This window comes from Saccharothrix sp. HUAS TT1, assembly GCF_040744945.1.
Classification (GTDB): Bacteria; Actinomycetota; Actinomycetes; order Mycobacteriales; family Pseudonocardiaceae; genus Actinosynnema.
The window spans coordinates 4,625,161-4,642,500 of record NZ_CP160453.1; the positions used below are offsets into that span (position 1 = coordinate 4,625,161).

General features: G+C 71.3%; 15 protein-coding genes. 6 read left to right on the plus strand and 9 right to left on the minus strand.

Features of this window, described 5'->3' with window-relative positions:
• Positions 1-42: 42 nt before the first annotated feature.
• The 8 genes from AB0F89_RS22065 to AB0F89_RS22100 are packed head-to-tail and all read right to left on the minus strand — an operon-like array spanning position 43 to position 8,545.
• On the minus strand, positions 43-861 hold the full coding sequence (locus AB0F89_RS22065) for an ExsB family transcriptional regulator (RefSeq protein ID WP_367127434.1): 819 nt from the start codon (positions 859-861) through the stop codon (positions 43-45).
• Positions 861-2,009, minus strand: a complete 1,149-nt coding sequence (gene larC, locus AB0F89_RS22070; protein WP_367127436.1) for a nickel pincer cofactor biosynthesis protein LarC — start codon at positions 2,007-2,009, stop codon at positions 861-863. Before larC ends, AB0F89_RS22065 begins: the two co-directional genes overlap by 1 nt.
• Positions 2,006-3,832, minus strand: coding sequence for a nickel pincer cofactor biosynthesis protein LarB (gene larB, locus AB0F89_RS22075; protein WP_367127438.1), 1,827 nt, complete (start codon positions 3,830-3,832; stop codon positions 2,006-2,008). The genes larC and larB overlap by 4 nt, the downstream gene beginning before the upstream one ends.
• Positions 3,829-5,112 carry a nickel-dependent lactate racemase gene (gene larA, locus AB0F89_RS22080; RefSeq protein WP_367127440.1) on the minus strand — a complete coding sequence of 428 codons (1,284 nt, stop codon included), beginning with the start codon at positions 5,110-5,112 and terminating at the stop codon, positions 3,829-3,831. The genes larB and larA overlap by 4 nt, the downstream gene beginning before the upstream one ends.
• A complete protein-coding gene (locus AB0F89_RS22085; protein WP_367127441.1) occupies positions 5,112-5,963 on the minus strand; it encodes an amidohydrolase in 852 nt (283 codons plus the stop codon). Before AB0F89_RS22085 ends, larA begins: the two co-directional genes overlap by 1 nt.
• On the minus strand, positions 5,960-6,946 hold the full coding sequence (locus tag AB0F89_RS22090; RefSeq protein WP_367127442.1) for an aldo/keto reductase: 987 nt from the start codon (positions 6,944-6,946) through the stop codon (positions 5,960-5,962). Before AB0F89_RS22090 ends, AB0F89_RS22085 begins: the two co-directional genes overlap by 4 nt.
• Positions 6,946-7,797: a fumarylacetoacetate hydrolase family protein gene (locus AB0F89_RS22095; protein ID WP_367127443.1), complete on the minus strand. Its 852-nt coding sequence runs from the start codon at positions 7,795-7,797 to the stop codon at positions 6,946-6,948. Before AB0F89_RS22095 ends, AB0F89_RS22090 begins: the two co-directional genes overlap by 1 nt.
• 43 nt (positions 7,798-7,840) lie before the next feature.
• A complete protein-coding gene (locus AB0F89_RS22100) occupies positions 7,841-8,545 on the minus strand; it encodes a FadR/GntR family transcriptional regulator (protein WP_367127444.1) in 705 nt (234 codons plus the stop codon).
• Positions 8,546-8,848: 303 nt separating this feature from the next.
• Here AB0F89_RS22100 and AB0F89_RS22105 point away from each other — a divergent pair, with 303 nt between their 5' ends.
• The 5 genes from AB0F89_RS22105 to AB0F89_RS22125 are packed head-to-tail and all read left to right on the plus strand — an operon-like array spanning position 8,849 to position 14,580.
• The gene (locus tag AB0F89_RS22105) at positions 8,849-10,156 is read left to right on the plus strand and encodes an enolase C-terminal domain-like protein (protein ID WP_367138964.1); all 1,308 of its coding nucleotides are present in this window, start codon (positions 8,849-8,851) and stop codon (positions 10,154-10,156) included.
• Entirely contained in the window at positions 10,153-10,908 is a 756-nt protein-coding gene (locus tag AB0F89_RS22110; RefSeq protein ID WP_367127446.1) for an SDR family NAD(P)-dependent oxidoreductase, read from the plus strand. The genes AB0F89_RS22105 and AB0F89_RS22110 overlap by 4 nt, the downstream gene beginning before the upstream one ends.
• Positions 10,909-10,948: 40 nt before the next feature.
• Positions 10,949-12,013: a sugar ABC transporter substrate-binding protein gene (locus AB0F89_RS22115; RefSeq protein WP_367127447.1), complete on the plus strand. Its 1,065-nt coding sequence runs from the start codon at positions 10,949-10,951 to the stop codon at positions 12,011-12,013.
• A 19-nt stretch (positions 12,014-12,032) separates the two neighbouring features.
• A complete protein-coding gene (locus AB0F89_RS22120) occupies positions 12,033-13,538 on the plus strand; it encodes a sugar ABC transporter ATP-binding protein (protein ID WP_367127448.1) in 1,506 nt (501 codons plus the stop codon).
• Positions 13,531-14,580 (plus strand): ABC transporter permease, encoded by a 1,050-nt coding sequence (locus AB0F89_RS22125; RefSeq protein ID WP_367127449.1) that lies wholly within the window; start codon positions 13,531-13,533, stop codon positions 14,578-14,580. Before AB0F89_RS22120 ends, AB0F89_RS22125 begins: the two co-directional genes overlap by 8 nt.
• Before the next feature lie 741 nt (positions 14,581-15,321).
• Here the strand turns inward: AB0F89_RS22125 and AB0F89_RS22130 are convergent.
• Positions 15,322-16,755 (minus strand): PKD domain-containing protein, encoded by a 1,434-nt coding sequence (locus tag AB0F89_RS22130; protein ID WP_367127450.1) that lies wholly within the window; start codon positions 16,753-16,755, stop codon positions 15,322-15,324.
• Between the two features lie 222 nt (positions 16,756-16,977).
• On the opposite strand from AB0F89_RS22130, the gene AB0F89_RS22135 reads away from it, so the two are divergent.
• Positions 16,978-17,211, plus strand: coding sequence for a hypothetical protein (locus tag AB0F89_RS22135; RefSeq protein ID WP_367127451.1), 234 nt, complete (start codon positions 16,978-16,980; stop codon positions 17,209-17,211).
• Positions 17,212-17,340 lie beyond the last annotated feature (129 nt).

Consider the following 17,340-nt stretch of genomic DNA (forward strand, 5'->3'; position numbering starts at 1 on the left):
CCCAGGTGCGGAGGGGTCAGCCTCCGATCGCGACGTGCGGGATCACCGGTGTGGTTCGTGGTTGAGCGCGCCCGACCGGAACACCGCCAGTTCGACGCCGTCGAACCCCGCCGCTCGCACGACCTCGGTGAGCGCGGGGCCGATGTCCGGCCGGTCGACCAGGTCCGGGTCGAGTTCGACCCGCCCCACGTCACCCAGGTCGCGCACGCGCAAGTTCCAGCTCGGTGTCCCCGCGCTCACCAGCCACGCCCGAACCGCCGCCTCGGCGCGTTCCACCCGCGCCAGGCGTGAGGGGGTGATCGCCACGCCATAGCGCACCCGGCTGGCCAGGCAGGGCATCGCCGGCTTGTCCCAGGTGGACAGCGCCCAGTGGCGGCTCACCGCGCGCACATCGGCCTTGGTCATCCCGAGGTCGCGCAACGGGGTCCGCACGCCGATCTCGTCGCCGGCGCGGATGCCCGGCCGGAACGGGTCGTGCGCGTCGTCGGCGTTCACCCCGGTCGCCACCGAGGCCAGGCCGTGGTCGCGGGCGACGGCGGTGATGGCGGCCAGGACGGTGGACTTGCAGAAGTAGCAGCGGTCCCGGCCGTTGGCCGCGTAGGCGGGGTTGTCCAGTTCCGCGGTCCCCGGCGTGAGGTGTCGAACGCCGAGGCGACCGGTGAACTCGACTGCGGCCGCCAGCTCGACGGCGGCCAGGCTCGCGGAGTCGGCGGTGACGGCGAGCACCGCGTCGGGTTCCAGGGCGCGCGTGGCGGCGGCGAGCACGAGCGCGGAGTCCACGCCGCCGGAGAAGGCGACGGCGACCGGGCCGATCCCGGTCAGGTGCGCCACGAGTCGGGCGGCGGTGGTGCCGGTGTCCATCAGTGCTCCTCGGGGCTTTCGGCGGCCAGGGCGAGCACGGTGCGCAGTGGCAGGCCCGTCCGCCGGGCGGCGGCGACGGCGTCGTCGTACTCCGGCTTGCTGTGGTGGGGTCCGTGCTTGCGGCGTACCGGCATCCCGTGAACCTGCACGGTGTCGGTGGTGCGGGACAGGGCGGTGCGCCGCACGGTGGTCCGCCGTACACCGAGGGTGCCCGTCTCGACCAGCATCAGCCGCTCGATCGCATCGGCGGCCTCCGGTGTCGCCAAGGCGTGCAGCACGTGCGCGGGCCGGCCCTTCTTCATCACGGCGGGGGTGAACCAGCTGTCCGACGCGCCCGAGTCGAGCAGCAGGGCGACGACGTACCCGAGGACCTCACCGGTGATGTCGTCCAGGTTGGTCTCCAGCACCACCAGGTCGCGCACGTCCGCGGCCTCCCGGTCGCCGAGCCGGACGACCGCCACGTTGGGTCGGTCGGGCAGGGTCCTGGCGCCGACGCCGTAGCCGGTGGCCGACATGCGCATGTGGGGCGGCGGGCCGTAGTCGGCGCGCAGTGCGAGCAGCAGCGCCGCGGCGGTCGGGGTCACGGTTTCACCGGACAGGGTGGTGCCGACGACGCGTGCGCCTCGCAGCAGCGCCGAGGTCGCCGGGGCCGGGCAGGGCAGCACCCCGTGCGCGGTGCGCACCGATCCGGCGCCGATCGGCAACGCCTCGCAGTGCACGGCCCGCACGTCCAGGGCGTGCAGAGCGGCGGCCACGCCGACGATGTCCACGAGGGTGTCGTGACCGCCGAGTTCGTGCAGGTGCACGTGTTCGGGGTTCTCGCCGTGCAGGTGTCCTTCGACCTCGGCGATGGCGCGCAGCGCGGCGACCGCGGTGCCGGCCACCGCCCGGTCGCGCACCCTTCCCGCCATGGCGATCAACTCGCCCGCCGGGCGGCTCGTCGCGTCGTCGGACACCGACACGACGGCCCGACGGCCGGTGAGCCCGTGCGTGAGCACCGGGGCGACGGTGAGGTCCCAGCCGGTGAGGCCGGTGTCGGAGACGGCGTCACGGATGGCGTCCAGGGGTGCGCCCGCGTCGACCAGGGCGGCCAGCAGCATGTCACCGGCCAGCCCGGTGAACGGCGAGATCAAGCACACGCGGCTCACGTCGTCCTCCGCTCCACCACGCGGGCCAGCCGGAACGCGGCCATCGCGGCGCCGAACCCGGAGTCGATGTTGACCACGGTGATGCCGGCCGCGCAGGACGCGTGCATCGCCAGCAGCGCGGTGATGCCCTCCAGACCGGCGCCGTACCCGGTCGAGGTGGGCACGGCGACCACGGGGCACGCGACCAGACCGCCGATCGCGCTCGCCAACGCGCCTTCCATCCCCGCGACCACGACGACGGTGTCCGCGGCCCGCAACCGGTGCTGCTCGGCCAGCAGCCGGTGCAGACCGGCCACACCGACGTCGGTGACGGTGGTGACGTCAAGTCCCACGGCGGTCGCGACGGCGGCGGCCTCCCGCGCCACCGGCAGGTCGGCCGTGCCCGCCGCGGCCACGACCACGCCGAACCCGGTCGACTCGGCCGGGCGCCAGGCCAGCAGACGCGCTGCGCTGTCGTAGACGCCGTCCGGCACGGTGGCCGACACGGACGCCGCCGCGTCGGGTTCCACGCGCGTGGCCAGCACAGGGCCGTCGTTGTGCCGCAACAACGTCCGAACGATCTCGCTTATCTGGTCAGGCGTCTTCCCGCTGCCGTAGACCACCTCGGGCAGCCCTTGGCGCGCTTCGCGATCCACGTCGACCCTGGCGAACCCCAGGTCGACCGCGCCCGGCCCGGTCATGCTCGCTCTCCGTTCGTTCGTGAGGGTGGAGAACGGGTGTGCGAGGAGTTCGCCGCCGATCTCCCGAAGCAGTGCGGGCGCCCGTTTCATCGCGGTGTCGACGTGACCGGCGCGCTCGAGCAGCGACCAGGCGGCGACCACACCGACCTCTCGCAGCCGTTCGGCGGTGAGCCGGACGTCACCCGCGACCACCGCGACTGGCACGCCGTGCCGCCGTGCCGCCTCGGCCACCCCGATCGGGGCCTTGCCCCGCAGGCTCTGCTCGTCGAACCGGCCTTCGCCGACCACGACGAGCGAAGCGTCCCGCAGCGCATCCTCGACACCGATCGCCCGCAGCACGAATTCGGCCCCGGACGTCCGCCGGGCGTCGAGGGCGGCCAACGCCGCGAAGCCGGCGCCCCCGGCCGCACCCGCGCCGGGTTCCCCGCTCAGGTCCCGTCCGATCGCGTCCGCCATGGCCGCGGCGAACCTGCGGAGCCCTCGCTCCAACAAGTCCACGTCCCTGGGTGTCGCGCCCTTCTGCGGCGCGAACACCGCGGCGGCGCCGTTCGGTCCGGTCAGCGGGTTGTCCACGTCCGAAGCCAAGGTGACCCGTGCGTGCGCCAACCTCGGATCCAGTCGGGACAAGTCGACGTGCGTGGTTCCGGTCAACGCGGCGCCGCCTGGTCCGACCGGTTCTCCTGAGGAACTGGTGATGCTCGCGCCCAGGGCGCGCAGCAGACCCGCACCTCCGTCGGTCGTTGCGCTGCCGCCCACGGCGAGCACGATGTCCAGGCAGCCGCGGTCTAGCGCGGCGCGGATCAGTTCACCGGTGCCGTAGGTGTCGGCGGTGAGCGGCGCGAGCCAGCCGTCGGGGAGCACGTCCAGCCCGCTGGCCTGGGCCATCTCGATCACCGCCTGTCCGCCTCGCACGGCCAGCGAGGCGCGCACCGACTCACCCGTGGGGCCGGTGACCTCGACGCGCACCTCGTCGTAGCCGGCACGCACCAACGCTGCCACGGTGCCCTCGCCGCCGTCGGCGACGGGCATCGCCACCGCCCGACCGCCCGCGTCCGCCACGCCGTCGACGACGTGCCCGCACGCCTGCTCGGCGGTCAGGGAACCGCGGAACTTGTCCAGGCAGACCAGGATCGTCCCGTTCACCGGTGCGACCCGTCGACGTAGGGGATCGTCCGGGGGCCTTCGGGCAGGACGCACAGCCGGGCGTCGGGTCCGGCCGCGGCGAGGGCGTCGGCGACGGTCGCCGGGATGTCCGAGGTCTGTTGCAGGTGCGCGGTGGCCAGCTCGGCGTCGCTGAGGTGGGAGGTGTGCATGACGACCCGGCAGTCGGCCTGGATGCGCGCCTGGATCTGGACCTGCCACTGGTCGGGCACGGTCACCGCGCGGGCGGAGATCTCCGCGAACAGCGCCGCCGGCGAGTCGGCGGAGGCCAGCACCTCGCGGTAGGACCCGTGGTCGGGGAAGCCGTCGCGGCACTCGGCCGCGCACACGATCGTGCCTCCCGGCCTGACCACCTGGTAGGCCGCCGACATGCCCTTCACCGACTGGTACAGGTTCTGGTCCAGCGGGTAGCCGGAGTTGGTGGTCACCACCACGTCGTAGAGCTGGGGCACGGGCCGCATGGCGACCTCACGGGCGGTGCGCACGGCCTCGGCGTGCATGGCGGGCAGGTCACCGCCGAACGCGGCGACGACCTGCTTGTCCTGGTTGAGGACCACGTCGAAACCGAACGTGACGCCGGTCGCGGCCGCGATGGCGCGCACGTCGTCGTGCACCGGGTTGCCCTCGACGATCCCCCACGTCGCCCGCGGGTGGCCGATGCGGCGCGCGTCGTGCAGCACGAGCACCGTCTCCAGTGCCGCCAGGCCCGGCGCGACGAGCTTCGGGCCACCCGAGAAGCCCGCGAAGAAGTGCGGTTCGACGAAACCGGTGGTGATGCGCACGTCCGCGTCGAGCCACTCGCTGTTGAGCCACACGGGCACGTCCGCACCGAACTTCCCCAGCCACGTGAGGCTGCTCCGGTCCCGGGCGTCGTGGTTGACGATCCGCACCGAGTCGACCACCTCGTCACCGAACATCCGGCGCAACTCGGCTTCGGAGTTGCCCCGGTGCGTGCCCGTGGCGACCAGCACCACGACGTCGTCGAGGTCGACCAGGCCGTCCAGCTCCTCCAGGATCGCCGGGATCATCAGCTCGCGCGGCTGCGGCCGCGTCCCGTCACAGGCCGAGATCGCCACGGTTTGACCACGGCGCACGCGCTCCCGCAACGGCGGACCCGCGACCGGCGCGCGCAACGCCCGGCGCAGGACCTCCTGCGGCGGTTCGGTGGCCCTGTGGTGCTCGGGCGTCACCACGGTCGTCACCGCCGGGTCGACCCGCAGGTCCAGCCCTGTCTCGCCATAAGCCAGTCGCACGGTGCGCATCAGCCGGTCCTCAATCCGTAGACGCGGACGGCCGTGCCGCCGAAGAGCTGGTCCCGTTCCGCGGCGGAACACCCGTCGAGGAGTTCCGCGACGGTGGTGAACACCCGTTCGTAGTCGGCGGCGAGCAGGCAGACCGGCCAGTCGGAGCCGACCATGAGCCGGTCGGGACCGAACGCCTCCACCGCGACGTCGACGTAGGGCCGCAGGTCGGCCGCCGTCCACCGCGCCCAGTCCGCCTCGGTGACCAGCCCGGACACCTTGGCCACCACGTTCGGTTCGGCGGCCAACGCCGACAGGCGCGTGGCCCAGGGCTGGAGCACCCGACCGGCGATGTCCGGTTTGGACAGGTGGTCCACTGCGAACACCAGGTCCGGCACCGCCCGCACGGCCTCCAGCGCCGCCGTCAGCTGGTGCGGCCGGGTCAACAGGTCGTAGACGAGCCCGGCATCACGCACCGCGCGCAACCCGGCCAGCACGTCGGGACGCACCAACCAGTCCGCGTCGGGTTCGGACTGCACGAGGTGCCGGACACCTGTGAGCCGGTCGCCGCCGGGTCCGCGGCGTAGCCGGTCCAGCTGCTCGGCGACGTCGGGCGCGGTGAGGTCGACCCACCCGACGACGCCCGCGACGAGGTCGGAGGAATCGGCCAGGGCCAGGAACTCCGCCGTTTCGTCGACATCGGGCAGCACCTGGACCAGGACCGTGGCGTCCACTCCGGCCCGTTCGGTCACCGCACGCAGATCAGCGGGCCCGAAGTCACCTCGGATCGGTTCCAGGGCCGGATCGTCGAGCCACTCCTGCGGCCGGGCGGTGAGGTCCCACAAGTGGTGGTGGGCGTCGATCCTGATCACTGCGCTCGCTCCTGCTCCAGCGCGTCGAGGTCCGCCCACAGCGCCTCGGGAATCGAGGTGGTGGCGTGCGCCGTGTTCTCGGCGACTTCACGTGCGTTGCGGGCGCCGACGACGACGCCGGTCACCGCCGGGCGCCGCAGCGGGAAGCGCAGTGCGGCGGCTGCCAGGGGGACGCCGTGCGCAGCGCAGCGCCCGGCCAGGGCCAGTGCTCGCCGACGCACTTCGTCCGGGGCGGGGGCGTAGTCGTAGGTGGCGCCGGAGGCCGGGTCGGCGAGGATGCCGCTGTTGAAGACACCGCCGACCAGCACGCCCACCTGCCGCTCGTCGCACAGCGGCAGGAGGTCGTCGGCCGCGCCGCGGTCCAGCAGGGAGTACCGGCCTGCGACCAGGACGCAGTCGAGGTCGGTTTCGGTGACGAACCGGGTGAGCATGGCGGTCTGGTTCATGCCCGCCCCGATCGCGCGCACCGCGCCTTCCGCGCGCAACCGGGCCAGCGCCGGGTACGCGCCGGTGACCGCGTCCTCCCAGTGGTCGTCGGGGTCGTGGATGAGCACGATGTCGAAGGAGTCGAGGCCGGAGCGCTCCAGGCTCTGCGAGAGTGACCGGTAGACCCCGTCGGCGCTGTAGTCGCGCACCCAGACCAGGTCTGGTTCGCCGTGGAAGCCGTCGTCGCCGGGCGCGGCGTCGCCGGGCACCAGCAGCCGACCGACTTTCGTCGACACCGTGAACTCGGCCCGTGGACGCGAGGCCAGGAACGCCCCGAGGCGCCGTTCGGCCAGACCGGCGCCGTAGTGGGGCGCGGTGTCGAAGTAGCGGATCCCGGTGGCCCACGCCGTCTCCAGGACGGCAGCGGCCTCGTCCTCGGTCACCCCCGAGAACAGCCCGGCCAGCGGCGCGGTGCCCAAACCGAGACGGCTCACCGTGACGTCGGAACGGCCCAGCGGCACCCGCTCGGTGGACCACTGCCGGATCGCGGAAGTCATCACGCCTGCCCCAGGACGTGGCGCTGACGGCCCAAGCCGTCGATCCCGACCTCCACCACGTCACCCGCGCGCGGGTAGGGGAAGTCGTTCGCGCCGAAGGCGACACCGGCAGGGGTGCCGGTGTTCACGACGTCCCCGGGCTCCAGCACCGTGAACTGGCTCAGGTACCAGACGACGTGGCGGACGCCGAAGATCATGTTCTTGGTGTGGCCGTCCTGGCGCAGTTCGCCGTCGACCCGCAGCCGCATCACCAGACCTTGGGGATCGCCGACCTCGTCGCGCGTGACCAGCCAGGGGCCGAGCGGGTTGAACGCCTCGCACGACTTGCCCTTGTTCCACGTCCCGCCGCGCTCGTGCTGGTAGGCCCGCTCGGTGACGTCGTCGGCGATGGCGTACCCCGCGATGACCGCGTCGGCGTCCTCCGGCGAGTCCAGGTAGCGCGCGGTGCGGCCGATGACGACGGCGAGTTCGATCTCGTAGTCGGTCTTGGCGCTGCCGCGCGGGATGAGGACCGTGTCGTCGGGACCGACGACCGTGTTCGAGGCTTTCATGAACACCACCGGCTCGGCCGGCGCCGGCGTCGCGGTCTCGGCGGCGTGGTCGGCGTAGTCGAGCCCGGTGCACACGACCTTCCCGGGGCGGGCGACGGGAGCACCCGCACGCATGCCGCTGACGTCGATCACGGGCAGCACGCCGTCCGCCAGGGCCGCCCGGACCTGCTCGACCCCGCCGCCCGCCAGGAACGCGCCGTCGATGTCGGCCGTCAGCGTGGTCAGGTCGTGAGCGACGCCGCGGGCGTCCAGGACAGCGGGCCGTTCGTGGCCCGCCGAGCCCACGCGCAACAGCTTCATCGGCAATCTCCTCGGCCGTGGAAAGTCGGGATCGAGCAGGACGTCACTTCTGGACGGGGATGCCGCCATCCCGGTCCACGTGCTCGCGCAGCCACCGCTCGGTGGTGGTGATGTGCATGAGCGCAGCGGCCTGGGCGACGGTGGCGTCACGGTCGACCAGTGCGTCGTAGATGGCTTCGTGCTCGGCGAGGGTCCGGCTCGCCGCGTCGTCGTCGACCAGGCCGCGCCAGACCCTGGCGCGCACCGTGCGACCGGAGATCCCTTCGAGCAGGGTCGTCAACGTCGCGTTGCCGGTGGCGGCCACGACCGCCCGGTGGAAGGCGGCGTCGTGCTCGTTGAGCAGCTCCACGTCGTCACGGGCAGCGCGCATCGCGTGGAGGTGCTTCTCGACCACGGCGAGTTCCGAGTCGCTGATGCGGGTGGCCGCGAGCCCGGTGGCGACCGGCTCGAACAGCCGGCGCACCTCGGTGAGCTCCAACAGCGTGTCGCCGTGGAGCAGCTCCACTGCGGACGCGATGCTGCCGAGCAGCACCTCGGGCTCCAGGCTGGTCACATAGGTGCCGTCGCCCCGTCGGATCTCCAGCACCCGCGTGACCACGAGCGCTTTGACCGCCTCCCGCATCAGGTTGCGGGACAGTCCCAACTCGGCGGCCAACTGCTGCTCGGGGGGAAGCTTGGCCCCCGGCGGCAGCTCACCCGACTGGATCAGGTCCCTGATGCGGTCGATGGCCTTGTCGGTCAGTGACATCGGTGTCCCCCATAGGTGTCTTACGCGGCGACAGGCTAGCAATACATCCCATCTCTGTGAAAGAGGTTGGATGTCTCGTGATCCCGTCCGAGACCGGCCGTAGCACGTCTTCCCAGTTCTTTATCGATCCAATGTTGCGGCTTACCGCTCAAGCTGGACATCATCGCTTGGGCAACCTATAGATCCATCCCATGTCTGGCACTCAGTGGTTGCACCGCCGACATGTCAGGACACACGACAAGGGAGTAGTCGCGATGACTCCGACCCGAGGCCGAGGCGTTACAGCCGGAAGTGCCGGGCATGATGACTGAGCTGATCACCGCCGTCGACGCGGTCGACGTGCGGTTCCCGACCTCGCGCGAGCTCGACGGCTCCGACGCGATGAACCCCGAACCCGACTACTCGGCTGCCTACGTGACCATCCGCACCAGCGCAGGCGCGGAGGGCCACGGGCTCGCGTTCACCGTGGGCCGGGGCAACGACGTCGAGGTCGCCGCCGTGCGGGCGTTGGCGCCGCTGGTCGTCGGTCTGCCGGTGGACGAGGTCCTGGGCGACCTGGGCGCGTTCTCGCGGCGGTTGACCGGGGACAGCCAGCTGCGCTGGCTCGGTCCGGAGAAGGGCGCCATCCACATGGCCGCCGCCGCCATCGTGAACGCCGTGTGGGACCTGTACGGGCGGCGCGAGGGCAAGCCGGTGTGGCAACTGCTGTCCGAGCTGTCCCCCGGGCAACTGGTCGACCTCGTCGACTTCCGCTACCTCGAGGACGCCCTCACCCGTGACGAGGCACTGACCATCCTCCGTCGCGCCGAACCCGGTCGCGTCGACCGCACCGCGCAGCTCTTGCGGCACGGCTACCCGGCCTATACCACGACACCGGGCTGGCTCGGCTACGACGACGAAAAGCTCGTCCGCCTGTCCGAGGAGGCCGTCGCGGACGGCTTCACCCAGATCAAGCTGAAGGTCGGCGCCGATCCCGCCGACGACCTGCGCCGACTGCGGCTGGCCCGCGAGGCGGTCGGGCCGGACATCCGCATCGCCGTCGACGCCAACCAGGCCTGGGGCGTGCGGCAGGCGATCGACTGGATGACCGCCCTGCTGCCCTACGACCCGTACTGGATCGAGGAACCCACCTCGCCCGACGACATCCTCGGCCACGCCGCCATCCGGAAGGCGCTGGCCCCGGTCAAGGTCGCCACCGGCGAGCACACCCATAACCAGGTGATGTTCAAGCAGCTGCTCCAAGCGGGCGGGCTCGACATCCTGCAGCTCGACGCGAGCCGCACCGCGGGCGTCACGGAGAACGTCGCGATCCTGTTGCTGGCCGCGAAGTTCGGCGTCCCGGTCTGCCCGCACGCGGGCGGGGTCGGACTGTGCGAGATGGTCCAGCACCTGGCGATGTTCGACTACGTCGCCGTCAGCGGCACCACGCAGGACCGCGTCATCGAGTACGTCGACCACCTGCACGAGCACTTCACCGACCCGGTGCGCATCCGTGACGGCCACTACCTCGCCCCGACCGCACCCGGGATCAGCGCCGAGTTGCACCCCACCTCCATCGCTGCCCACCGCTTCCCGGACGGGCCCGTCTGGAACCGGCAGGCCACCGCATGACCGCACCCGAACTGGCCGGGCTGGCCGCCGTCGTGACCGGCGGCGCCTCCGGCATCGGCCTGGCCACCGCCCGCCTGCTCGCCTCCCGCGGCGCCCGGGTCGCGTGCCTGGACCTCGCACCGGACGGCCTGCCCGACCCGCTGATCGGGATCCGGGCCGACGTGGCCGACGCCGGCGTGCGGGCGGGCGTGGAGCAGGCCGCCCAACGGCTCGACGGCATCGACATCCTGGTCAACAACGCCGGTATCGGCGCCCAGGGCACCATCGAGGACAACCCCGACGAAGAATGGCGGCGGGTCTTCGACGTCAACGTCTTCGGCATCGTCCGCACCACCCGTGCCGCGTTGCCCCACCTGCGCCGGTCCCGCCACGCGGCCATCGTCAACACCTGCTCCATCGCCGACACAGCCGGGCTGCCCGACCGCGCCCTGTACTCCGCCACCAAGGGCGCGGTGCTCTCCCTGACCCGCGCGACCGCCGCGGACCTCGTCCGCGACGGTATCCGGGTCAACTGCGTCAACCCCGGCACCGCCGACACACCGTGGGTCGCCCGCCTGCTCGACCGCGCCGACGACCCGGAGGCCGAGCGGGCCGCCCTCACCGCCCGTCAGCCAATGGGGCGACTGGTGACCGCCGACGAAGTCGCCGCCGCCATCGCCTACCTGGCGAGCCCGCTGTCGGGTTCGACCACCGGCACCGATCTCGCCGTCGACGGCGGCATGAGCGGACTCCGTGTCCGTCCCCGTTCCTGATCCTCCCAAGTTCCCGCAGCAACGCCGCTAGGAGAACCGCGTGAAGACCACCAACCGCACGATCGCCTCCCTCAGCGCAGTCGCCGCGCTCACCGCCGCCCTCACCGCCTGCGGTGGTTCCGACGCCGGGTCCGCCGGGAACGGCAAGCCCGTGGTCGGCCTCGACTTCCCACGCTCCGACACCGACTTCTGGAACTCCTACATCAAGTACAGCCCCGACTTCGCCACCGACTTAGGGCTCGACCTCAAGACCACCAACTCGCAGAACGACGTCGCCAAGCTCACCTCCAACGTCCAGACGTTGATCAGCCAGGGCGTCAAGGGCGTCGCGATGGCCCCGCAGGACACCGCGGCCATCGCACCCACGCTGGAACAGCTGGCAGCGAAGAAGATCCCGGTCGTCACCGTGGACACCCGACCCGACACCGGCAACGTCTACATGGTGGTCAGGGCAGACAACCGCGCCTACGGCGAGAAGGCCTGCCGGTTCCTCGGCGCCAAGCTGGGCGGCAAGGGCAAGGTCGTCATGCTGCAGGGCGACCTCGCCTCCATCAACGGCCGCGACCGCACCGAGGCGTTCAACGACTGCATGAAGGCCGACTACCCCGACATCACCGTCTTCGGCGAGGCGACCAACTGGGACGGCGCGGTCGCCGCGCAGAAGCTCCAGACCGACCTCACCGCCCACCCCGACATCAAGGGCATCTACATGCAGTCCAGCTTCGCCCTCGCCGGCACCCTCCAGGTGCTCAAGCAGAAGAACCTGCTGGTCGGACCGGACGACCCGAAGCACGTCTTCGTCGTCTCCAACGACGGCATCCCCGAGGAGCTCCGCAACATCGCCGAAGGCAAGATCGACGCCACCGTCTCGCAGCCGGCCGACCTCTACGCCAAGTACGCCCTGCACTACCTCAAGGCCGCGATCGACGGCAAGACGTTCGCGCCCGGCAAGACCGACCACGACAGCACGATCATCCAGGTCCGCGAAGGTGTGCTGGAGGACCAGCTCTCCGCGCCCCTGGTCACCGCCGACGGCGGCGCCTACGACGGCGTGCCCAGCCTCAAGGCCGATGACAGGTCCCTCTGGGGCGCCAAACACCTCTGACCGGAAGGCGAGCACCGAGATGGTTACCGCCGCGCCCGTCGTCGAGGCGACGGGCATCACCAAGCGGTTCGGGTCCACGGTGGCCCTGCACGACGCCGCCATCAAGATCGAAGCCGGGCAGACCCACGCCTTGGTCGGACGCAACGGGGCGGGCAAGTCCACCCTGGTGTCGATCCTCACCGGCCTGCAAGCCCCGGACGACGGCCGGGTGAGCTTCGGCGGCGAGCCCGCGCCCCGGCTCGCCGACCGCGACGCCTGGCGGCAGCGGGTGGCGTGCGTCTACCAGAAGTCGACCATCATCCCCGAGCTGACCGTCGCCGAGAACCTCTTCCTCAACCGCCACCACCACGGTCCCGGCGGCTTGATCAGCTGGAAGACGGTGCGCGACAGGGCACGCGACCTGCTGGACACCTGGTCGGTCGACGTCGACGTGCGCACCCCCGCACGGGAACTCGACGTCGAGCAGCGGCAGTTCGTGGAGATCGCCAGGGCGCTGTCGTTCGGAGCCCGCTTCATCATCCTCGACGAGCCCACAGCCCAGCTCGACGCGGCCGCCATCAACCGGCTGTTCGCCCGCATCACCGACCTCCAACGACAGGGAGTCACCTTCCTGTTCATCAGCCACCATTTGCAGGAGATCTACGAGATCTGCGACACGGTCACGGTGTTCCGCGACGCCAGGCACATCCTCACCGCCGCGGTCGACGACCTGCCCCGCACCGAACTGGTCGCCGCCATGACGGGTGAGGCCGCAGCGGAGGCCGTGAGCCGGCGCCGAGGCCCATCGGCGCACGCCGCCGAGGTGCTCGACGTGGCCGGCTTGTCCCTGCCCGGCGCTTACGACGACGTGTCGTTCGCCGTCCGGGCCGGCGAGATCGTCGGCCTCGCCGGCGCGGCGAGCAGCGGCCGCATCGAGATCGCCGAAACCGTCGTCGGGCTGCGGACAGCCACCGACGGCACCGTCGAGATCGCGGGCGCCCGGCCCCGCCCGGGCAGCGTCCCCGCCGCGCTGAGGGCCGGTGTGGGCTTCGTCCCCCAGGACCGCCACCACCAGGGTTACGTGCCGGACATGTCCATCGCCGACAACGGCACCCTCACCATCCCGGACCGGCTCGGCCGCGCCGGGTTCATCGACGGCCACCGGCGCGACCGCTTCGCCCGGTCGATGATCGACAAGCTCGCGATCAAAACCCCGGGACCGCGACTGCCGGTCTCCGGCCTGTCCGGCGGCAACCAGCAGAAGGTCGTCACGGCACGCGCGTTGGCCAACGACCCGAAGCTGCTGGTGCTGATCAACCCGACCGCCGGCGTCGACGTGCGGTCCAAGGAATTCCTCCTCGGCAAGGTCGAGGAGATCGCCGAATCCGGCACCGGTGTGCTCATCGCCTCCGACGAGCTCGACGACCTGCGCCTGTGCGACCGCGTCCTGGTGGTGTTCCAGGGCCGCCTGGTCGCCGAGGTACCCGGCGGCTGGCACGACCACCAGCTCGTGGCCGCGATGGAAGGAATGAACCTCGATGTCTGAGAGCAAGACCGCCGTCGCGGTCACCGGGAACGGCGGGACCGCCGGGAAGGGCCCGTCATCCCGGTCCGCCGGCAGGCGGCGGATCGCCTTCGCCCGGCTGCGCGACCTGGCGCTCATCCCCGCGGTCATCGTGATCGCGATCGTCGGCCAACTGGTCAGCCCGGTGTTCCTGCAACCCGACAACCTGATCAACATCCTGCAGACCATGTCGGAGATCGCCGTCCTGGTCCTGGCCCAGACGATGGTGCTGATCGTCAAGAAGATGGACCTCTCCCTGGAGTCCACCGTCGGCCTCGCACCCGGGGTCGCCGCGTGGCTCACCGTCCCGGTCGGCGCCGGGCACGGGCTGGGCCTGCTGCCGGGCGGCTGGTCGGTGCCCATCACGCTGGCCGTCGGCGTGCTGGTCGGGGTCGTCAACGCGCTGTTCATCATCCGGTTCGGGCTCAACGGCTTCATCGTGACGCTCGGCATGCTGATCGTGCTCCGCGGCATCCTCACCGGCATTTCCGGCGGCCAGACCTTCTTCCGCCTCCCGGATTCCATGCTCTACCTCGGCACCACCCAGTGGCTCGGCATGCCCGCCTCGGTCTGGCTGTGCCTGGTCCTGTTCGCCATCGGCATCGTGGTCCTCGGCTTCACCAGCTTCGGCCGCTCCCTCTACGCCATCGGCGGCAACGTCGACGCCGCCAAGGCGGCAGGCATCCGCACCGACCGGGTCCTCTGGATCGTCATCGTCACCGCCGGCCTGCTAGCCGCCCTCGGCGGCCTGCTGCTCTCCGGCCGACTGGCCTCCGTCGCCTCCGTGCAGGGCAACGGCTACATCTTCACCGTCTTCGCCGCGGCCGTCATCGGCGGCATCAGCCTCAACGGCGGCAAGGGCACTGTGTTCGGAGCCTTCACCGGCATCCTGCTCCTCTTCATGATCCAGAACGTGCTCACCCTCGGCGGCGTCCCTGCCCAGTGGATCGGCGCCCTCAACGGCACCATCATCCTCATCGCCCTGGCGGTGTCCCGCATCACCGGAGGCAAAGCCCAGGACTGATCGGGTTGTCGGAAGTTGTGTCGACAACCCACCGGAGTCGACGTCCCGCGAACGTGGAGAGCCTCGTCGGGTTGGATTCGGTTCCACACCAGAACCCACCTGACGAGGCCACCACAAGCATGCGCCCGGCGCAGTGGGCATCCAGCAGGCCCGGACCCCGCGGGCCGACACGCGCGGTTCCTGATCCGCGACCGGCACGACGAGTTCCCGGCACTGTTCGGCGCCGTCCTCGCCGACGCGGGGCATCCGGGTCGTTCTCAGTGGAGTCCGGATCCCGCAGATGAACGCGATCATGAAGCGCTGGATTCACAGCTGCCGCCGCGAGCTTCTCGACCGAACGCTGATCCGGAACCAGTAGCACCTGCTCCACGACGCTGCGCGAGTGAGCACTTCTACAACACCCACCGACCAAGCAGCCCTCACCCGGCTCGACATCCGCCGATGGCCGCAACTGGGAGGCATCCTCAACGAGTACCATCACGCCGCTTGACCTGCACGGACGACATTTTCGGCAAGCACAGGGCCGTAGCGTTTCCTCCGCGCGAGCGGGAGGTGGTCCGGTGTTGAACGTGCCGATGTTCACCAGTGCGCCGTCTTCCCCGCGCGAGCGGGACGGTCCGGGCACGGCGGACCGCGCGACAGCACGACCACGAGCCCGTGCCGCCTACGCCACCCCGGGCGCCACCACCGACGCGAGCACGACGGCGGCGAGCACGGCGCCCAGCCGGCCACGTCCCGGCCTCATCGGACCGACTCGCTGACCGCCGGGAGGACCGTCGTCGCGGGCGCGACGGCCTCGTTGTCGATCGGCCGGGCGTCGCGGACGCCCGCCGCCAGGGTGACCACCGCGCGGAAGGTGACCCGGCCGACCGCGGCGTCCTCGGGCGTGAACGTGTAGTTGAACGGGAACGCCACCGTGCGGGCGGGCACGTACTGCGTGGCGCGGGCGATCTCGGTGAAACCGCCGGGTGTGCTCCGGTAGAGCGTGACGGTGGCGTGCTCCGGGATCCGCTGGTTGGTGACGGCCACCTCGACGGCCTTGGTCTTCCCCGGTCTGCCCCGAACCGGCACGGTGAACGACGCGATCCGCACGTCGTGGGTCCGCACGACCACGGTCCGGGACGTGGCGGCCGTGCGCCCGTCGGCGGAGGTGGCGGTCATCCGCACCACGTAGTCGCCGTCGGCCGCGAACCGGTGGTCGACGTCGCGGCCGGTGGCCGCGGTGCCGTCGCCGAAGTCCCACTCGGTCCGGGTGATCGGCTGTCCCGCCTCGTCGTGGGTGTAGTCGGAGAAGCTGACCGTGTCCAAGGTCGACGGGTCCGGGATGGACAGTCCGATGTGGGCGGTCAGTGGCGGCGCGACGTCCAGTTCAAGCAGGGTGTCGCCGGCTCCCGGCGACCAGTACGCCACCTGGACCCGGTAGGTCTGCCCGGCGGTGACGGCCAGGACGCCTCGGTAGTGGTTCGCGCAGTACACCTCGGTCAACGCGCCGAAGGAGTCACCGGTGTAGACGGCGACCGCGGACTGGTGGTCGTAGGGCTGGTCGAGGGTGATCGACTCGGAGCGCGGCGCCGTGAAGGCGAACCACGCAGACGGGATCAGGCGGCCGGTGATGCCGTCGCACGTGGGGTCGGGCTCTCCCGGCTCCCCGGTGGCCGCGCCGAGCCGGGTGTCGACGGTGGCGGGCACCGTCGAGATCGGCGTGGCGTCGGCGAAGTGGTCGTTGGCGGGCGGGAGCAGCTCGTCGACGGTGAGCCGGATGGAACCGCTCCACCAACCGCCGACGACCACCATGAAGTGGTAGGTGGTGCCCGCGGTGACCCGCAGCAGCGCCGGGTCGTCCCAACCGCTCGAGCAACCGGTATCCGGCGCCCTCTCCAGCGCGCCGCGCGAACCGGTGTAGACCGCCACGAATCCGTAACCGCTGCCGACCAGGTCGAAGGCCAGGACGCCGTCCGAGCCGGCCGTGTAGTCGTACCAGACCGAGGCTTCGTCGCTGGTCGTGCAGAGCGGGTCGTCCTCGGCCGGCGTCGCCTCGGCGAGGTCGGCGTCGGCCCCGAACGGCAGCGCCGTGATCGCGACCGCCTGGTCGAAATCGTCGTTCGCCGGCGGTGCCGCCTGCGCCACCCTCGGCGCCAAGGCCGCCAGCACTGCCGTGATCGCGACCGCGATCACGGCCCGTAATCGTGTCCGTCCCCCTGAGGACAGGTTCATCCGTTTCCTCCCTTGAGTCGGGCCCCTCCACGATGGCGGAACCCCCGTTGGTGATGTCGATCGGCAGGCCCCCGGTGTGACAAGCGGGCGCGGAACGCCGCCTGTGGGGTGCTGGAACTCTGCTCTGAGGCGCTGAGCTGCGATGATCGCGTCCGACGTGCTGTAGGAGCACGATCGTGAGGCGTGGTGCTACGACTGCTGTACCTGATCTTCGTCCGGGTCGTCGGCTGGTTGGTTCTGCTCGGCCGGTCACCGGCGGCCAAGGATGTGAAGTTGCTGGTGCTGCGGCACGGAGTCGCCGTGCTGCGCCGAACCAACCCCCGCCCACGGTGGGACTGGGCCGATCGCGCGGTGCTCGCCGCGTTGGTTCGACACCTACCCGACCGGTTGCGACAACACCGGTTGGTGACACCGTGAACCCTCCTGCGATGGCACCGGCACCTCGTCGCGAAGAAGTGGACCCACCCCAACCACACCGGCCGACCGCCGGTCGACGAGACCAGACCAGACCAGACCCGGGACTGTAAAACGAGTGGCTCTGGCCCG

What these genes read in the sequence shown, in the direction of transcription:
- AB0F89_RS22125 (WP_367127449.1), top strand. Translation starts at nt 13,531, where the DNA reads ATGTCTGAGAGCAAGACCGCCGTCGCGGTCACCGGGAACGGCGGGACC.
- AB0F89_RS22100 (WP_367127444.1), bottom strand. Translation starts at nt 8,545, where the DNA reads ATGTCACTGACCGACAAGGCCATCGACCGCATCAGGGACCTGATCCAG.
- AB0F89_RS22110 (WP_367127446.1), top strand. Translation starts at nt 10,153, where the DNA reads ATGACCGCACCCGAACTGGCCGGGCTGGCCGCCGTCGTGACCGGCGGC.
- AB0F89_RS22090 (WP_367127442.1), bottom strand. Translation starts at nt 6,946, where the DNA reads ATGACTTCCGCGATCCGGCAGTGGTCCACCGAGCGGGTGCCGCTGGGC.
- larA (WP_367127440.1), bottom strand. Translation starts at nt 5,112, where the DNA reads ATGCGCACCGTGCGACTGGCTTATGGCGAGACAGGGCTGGACCTGCGG.
- AB0F89_RS22120 (WP_367127448.1), top strand. Translation starts at nt 12,033, where the DNA reads ATGGTTACCGCCGCGCCCGTCGTCGAGGCGACGGGCATCACCAAGCGG.
- AB0F89_RS22105 (WP_367138964.1), top strand. Translation starts at nt 8,849, where the DNA reads ATGACTGAGCTGATCACCGCCGTCGACGCGGTCGACGTGCGGTTCCCG.
- AB0F89_RS22065 (WP_367127434.1), bottom strand. Translation starts at nt 861, where the DNA reads ATGGACACCGGCACCACCGCCGCCCGACTCGTGGCGCACCTGACCGGG.
- AB0F89_RS22095 (WP_367127443.1), bottom strand. Translation starts at nt 7,797, where the DNA reads ATGAAGCTGTTGCGCGTGGGCTCGGCGGGCCACGAACGGCCCGCTGTC.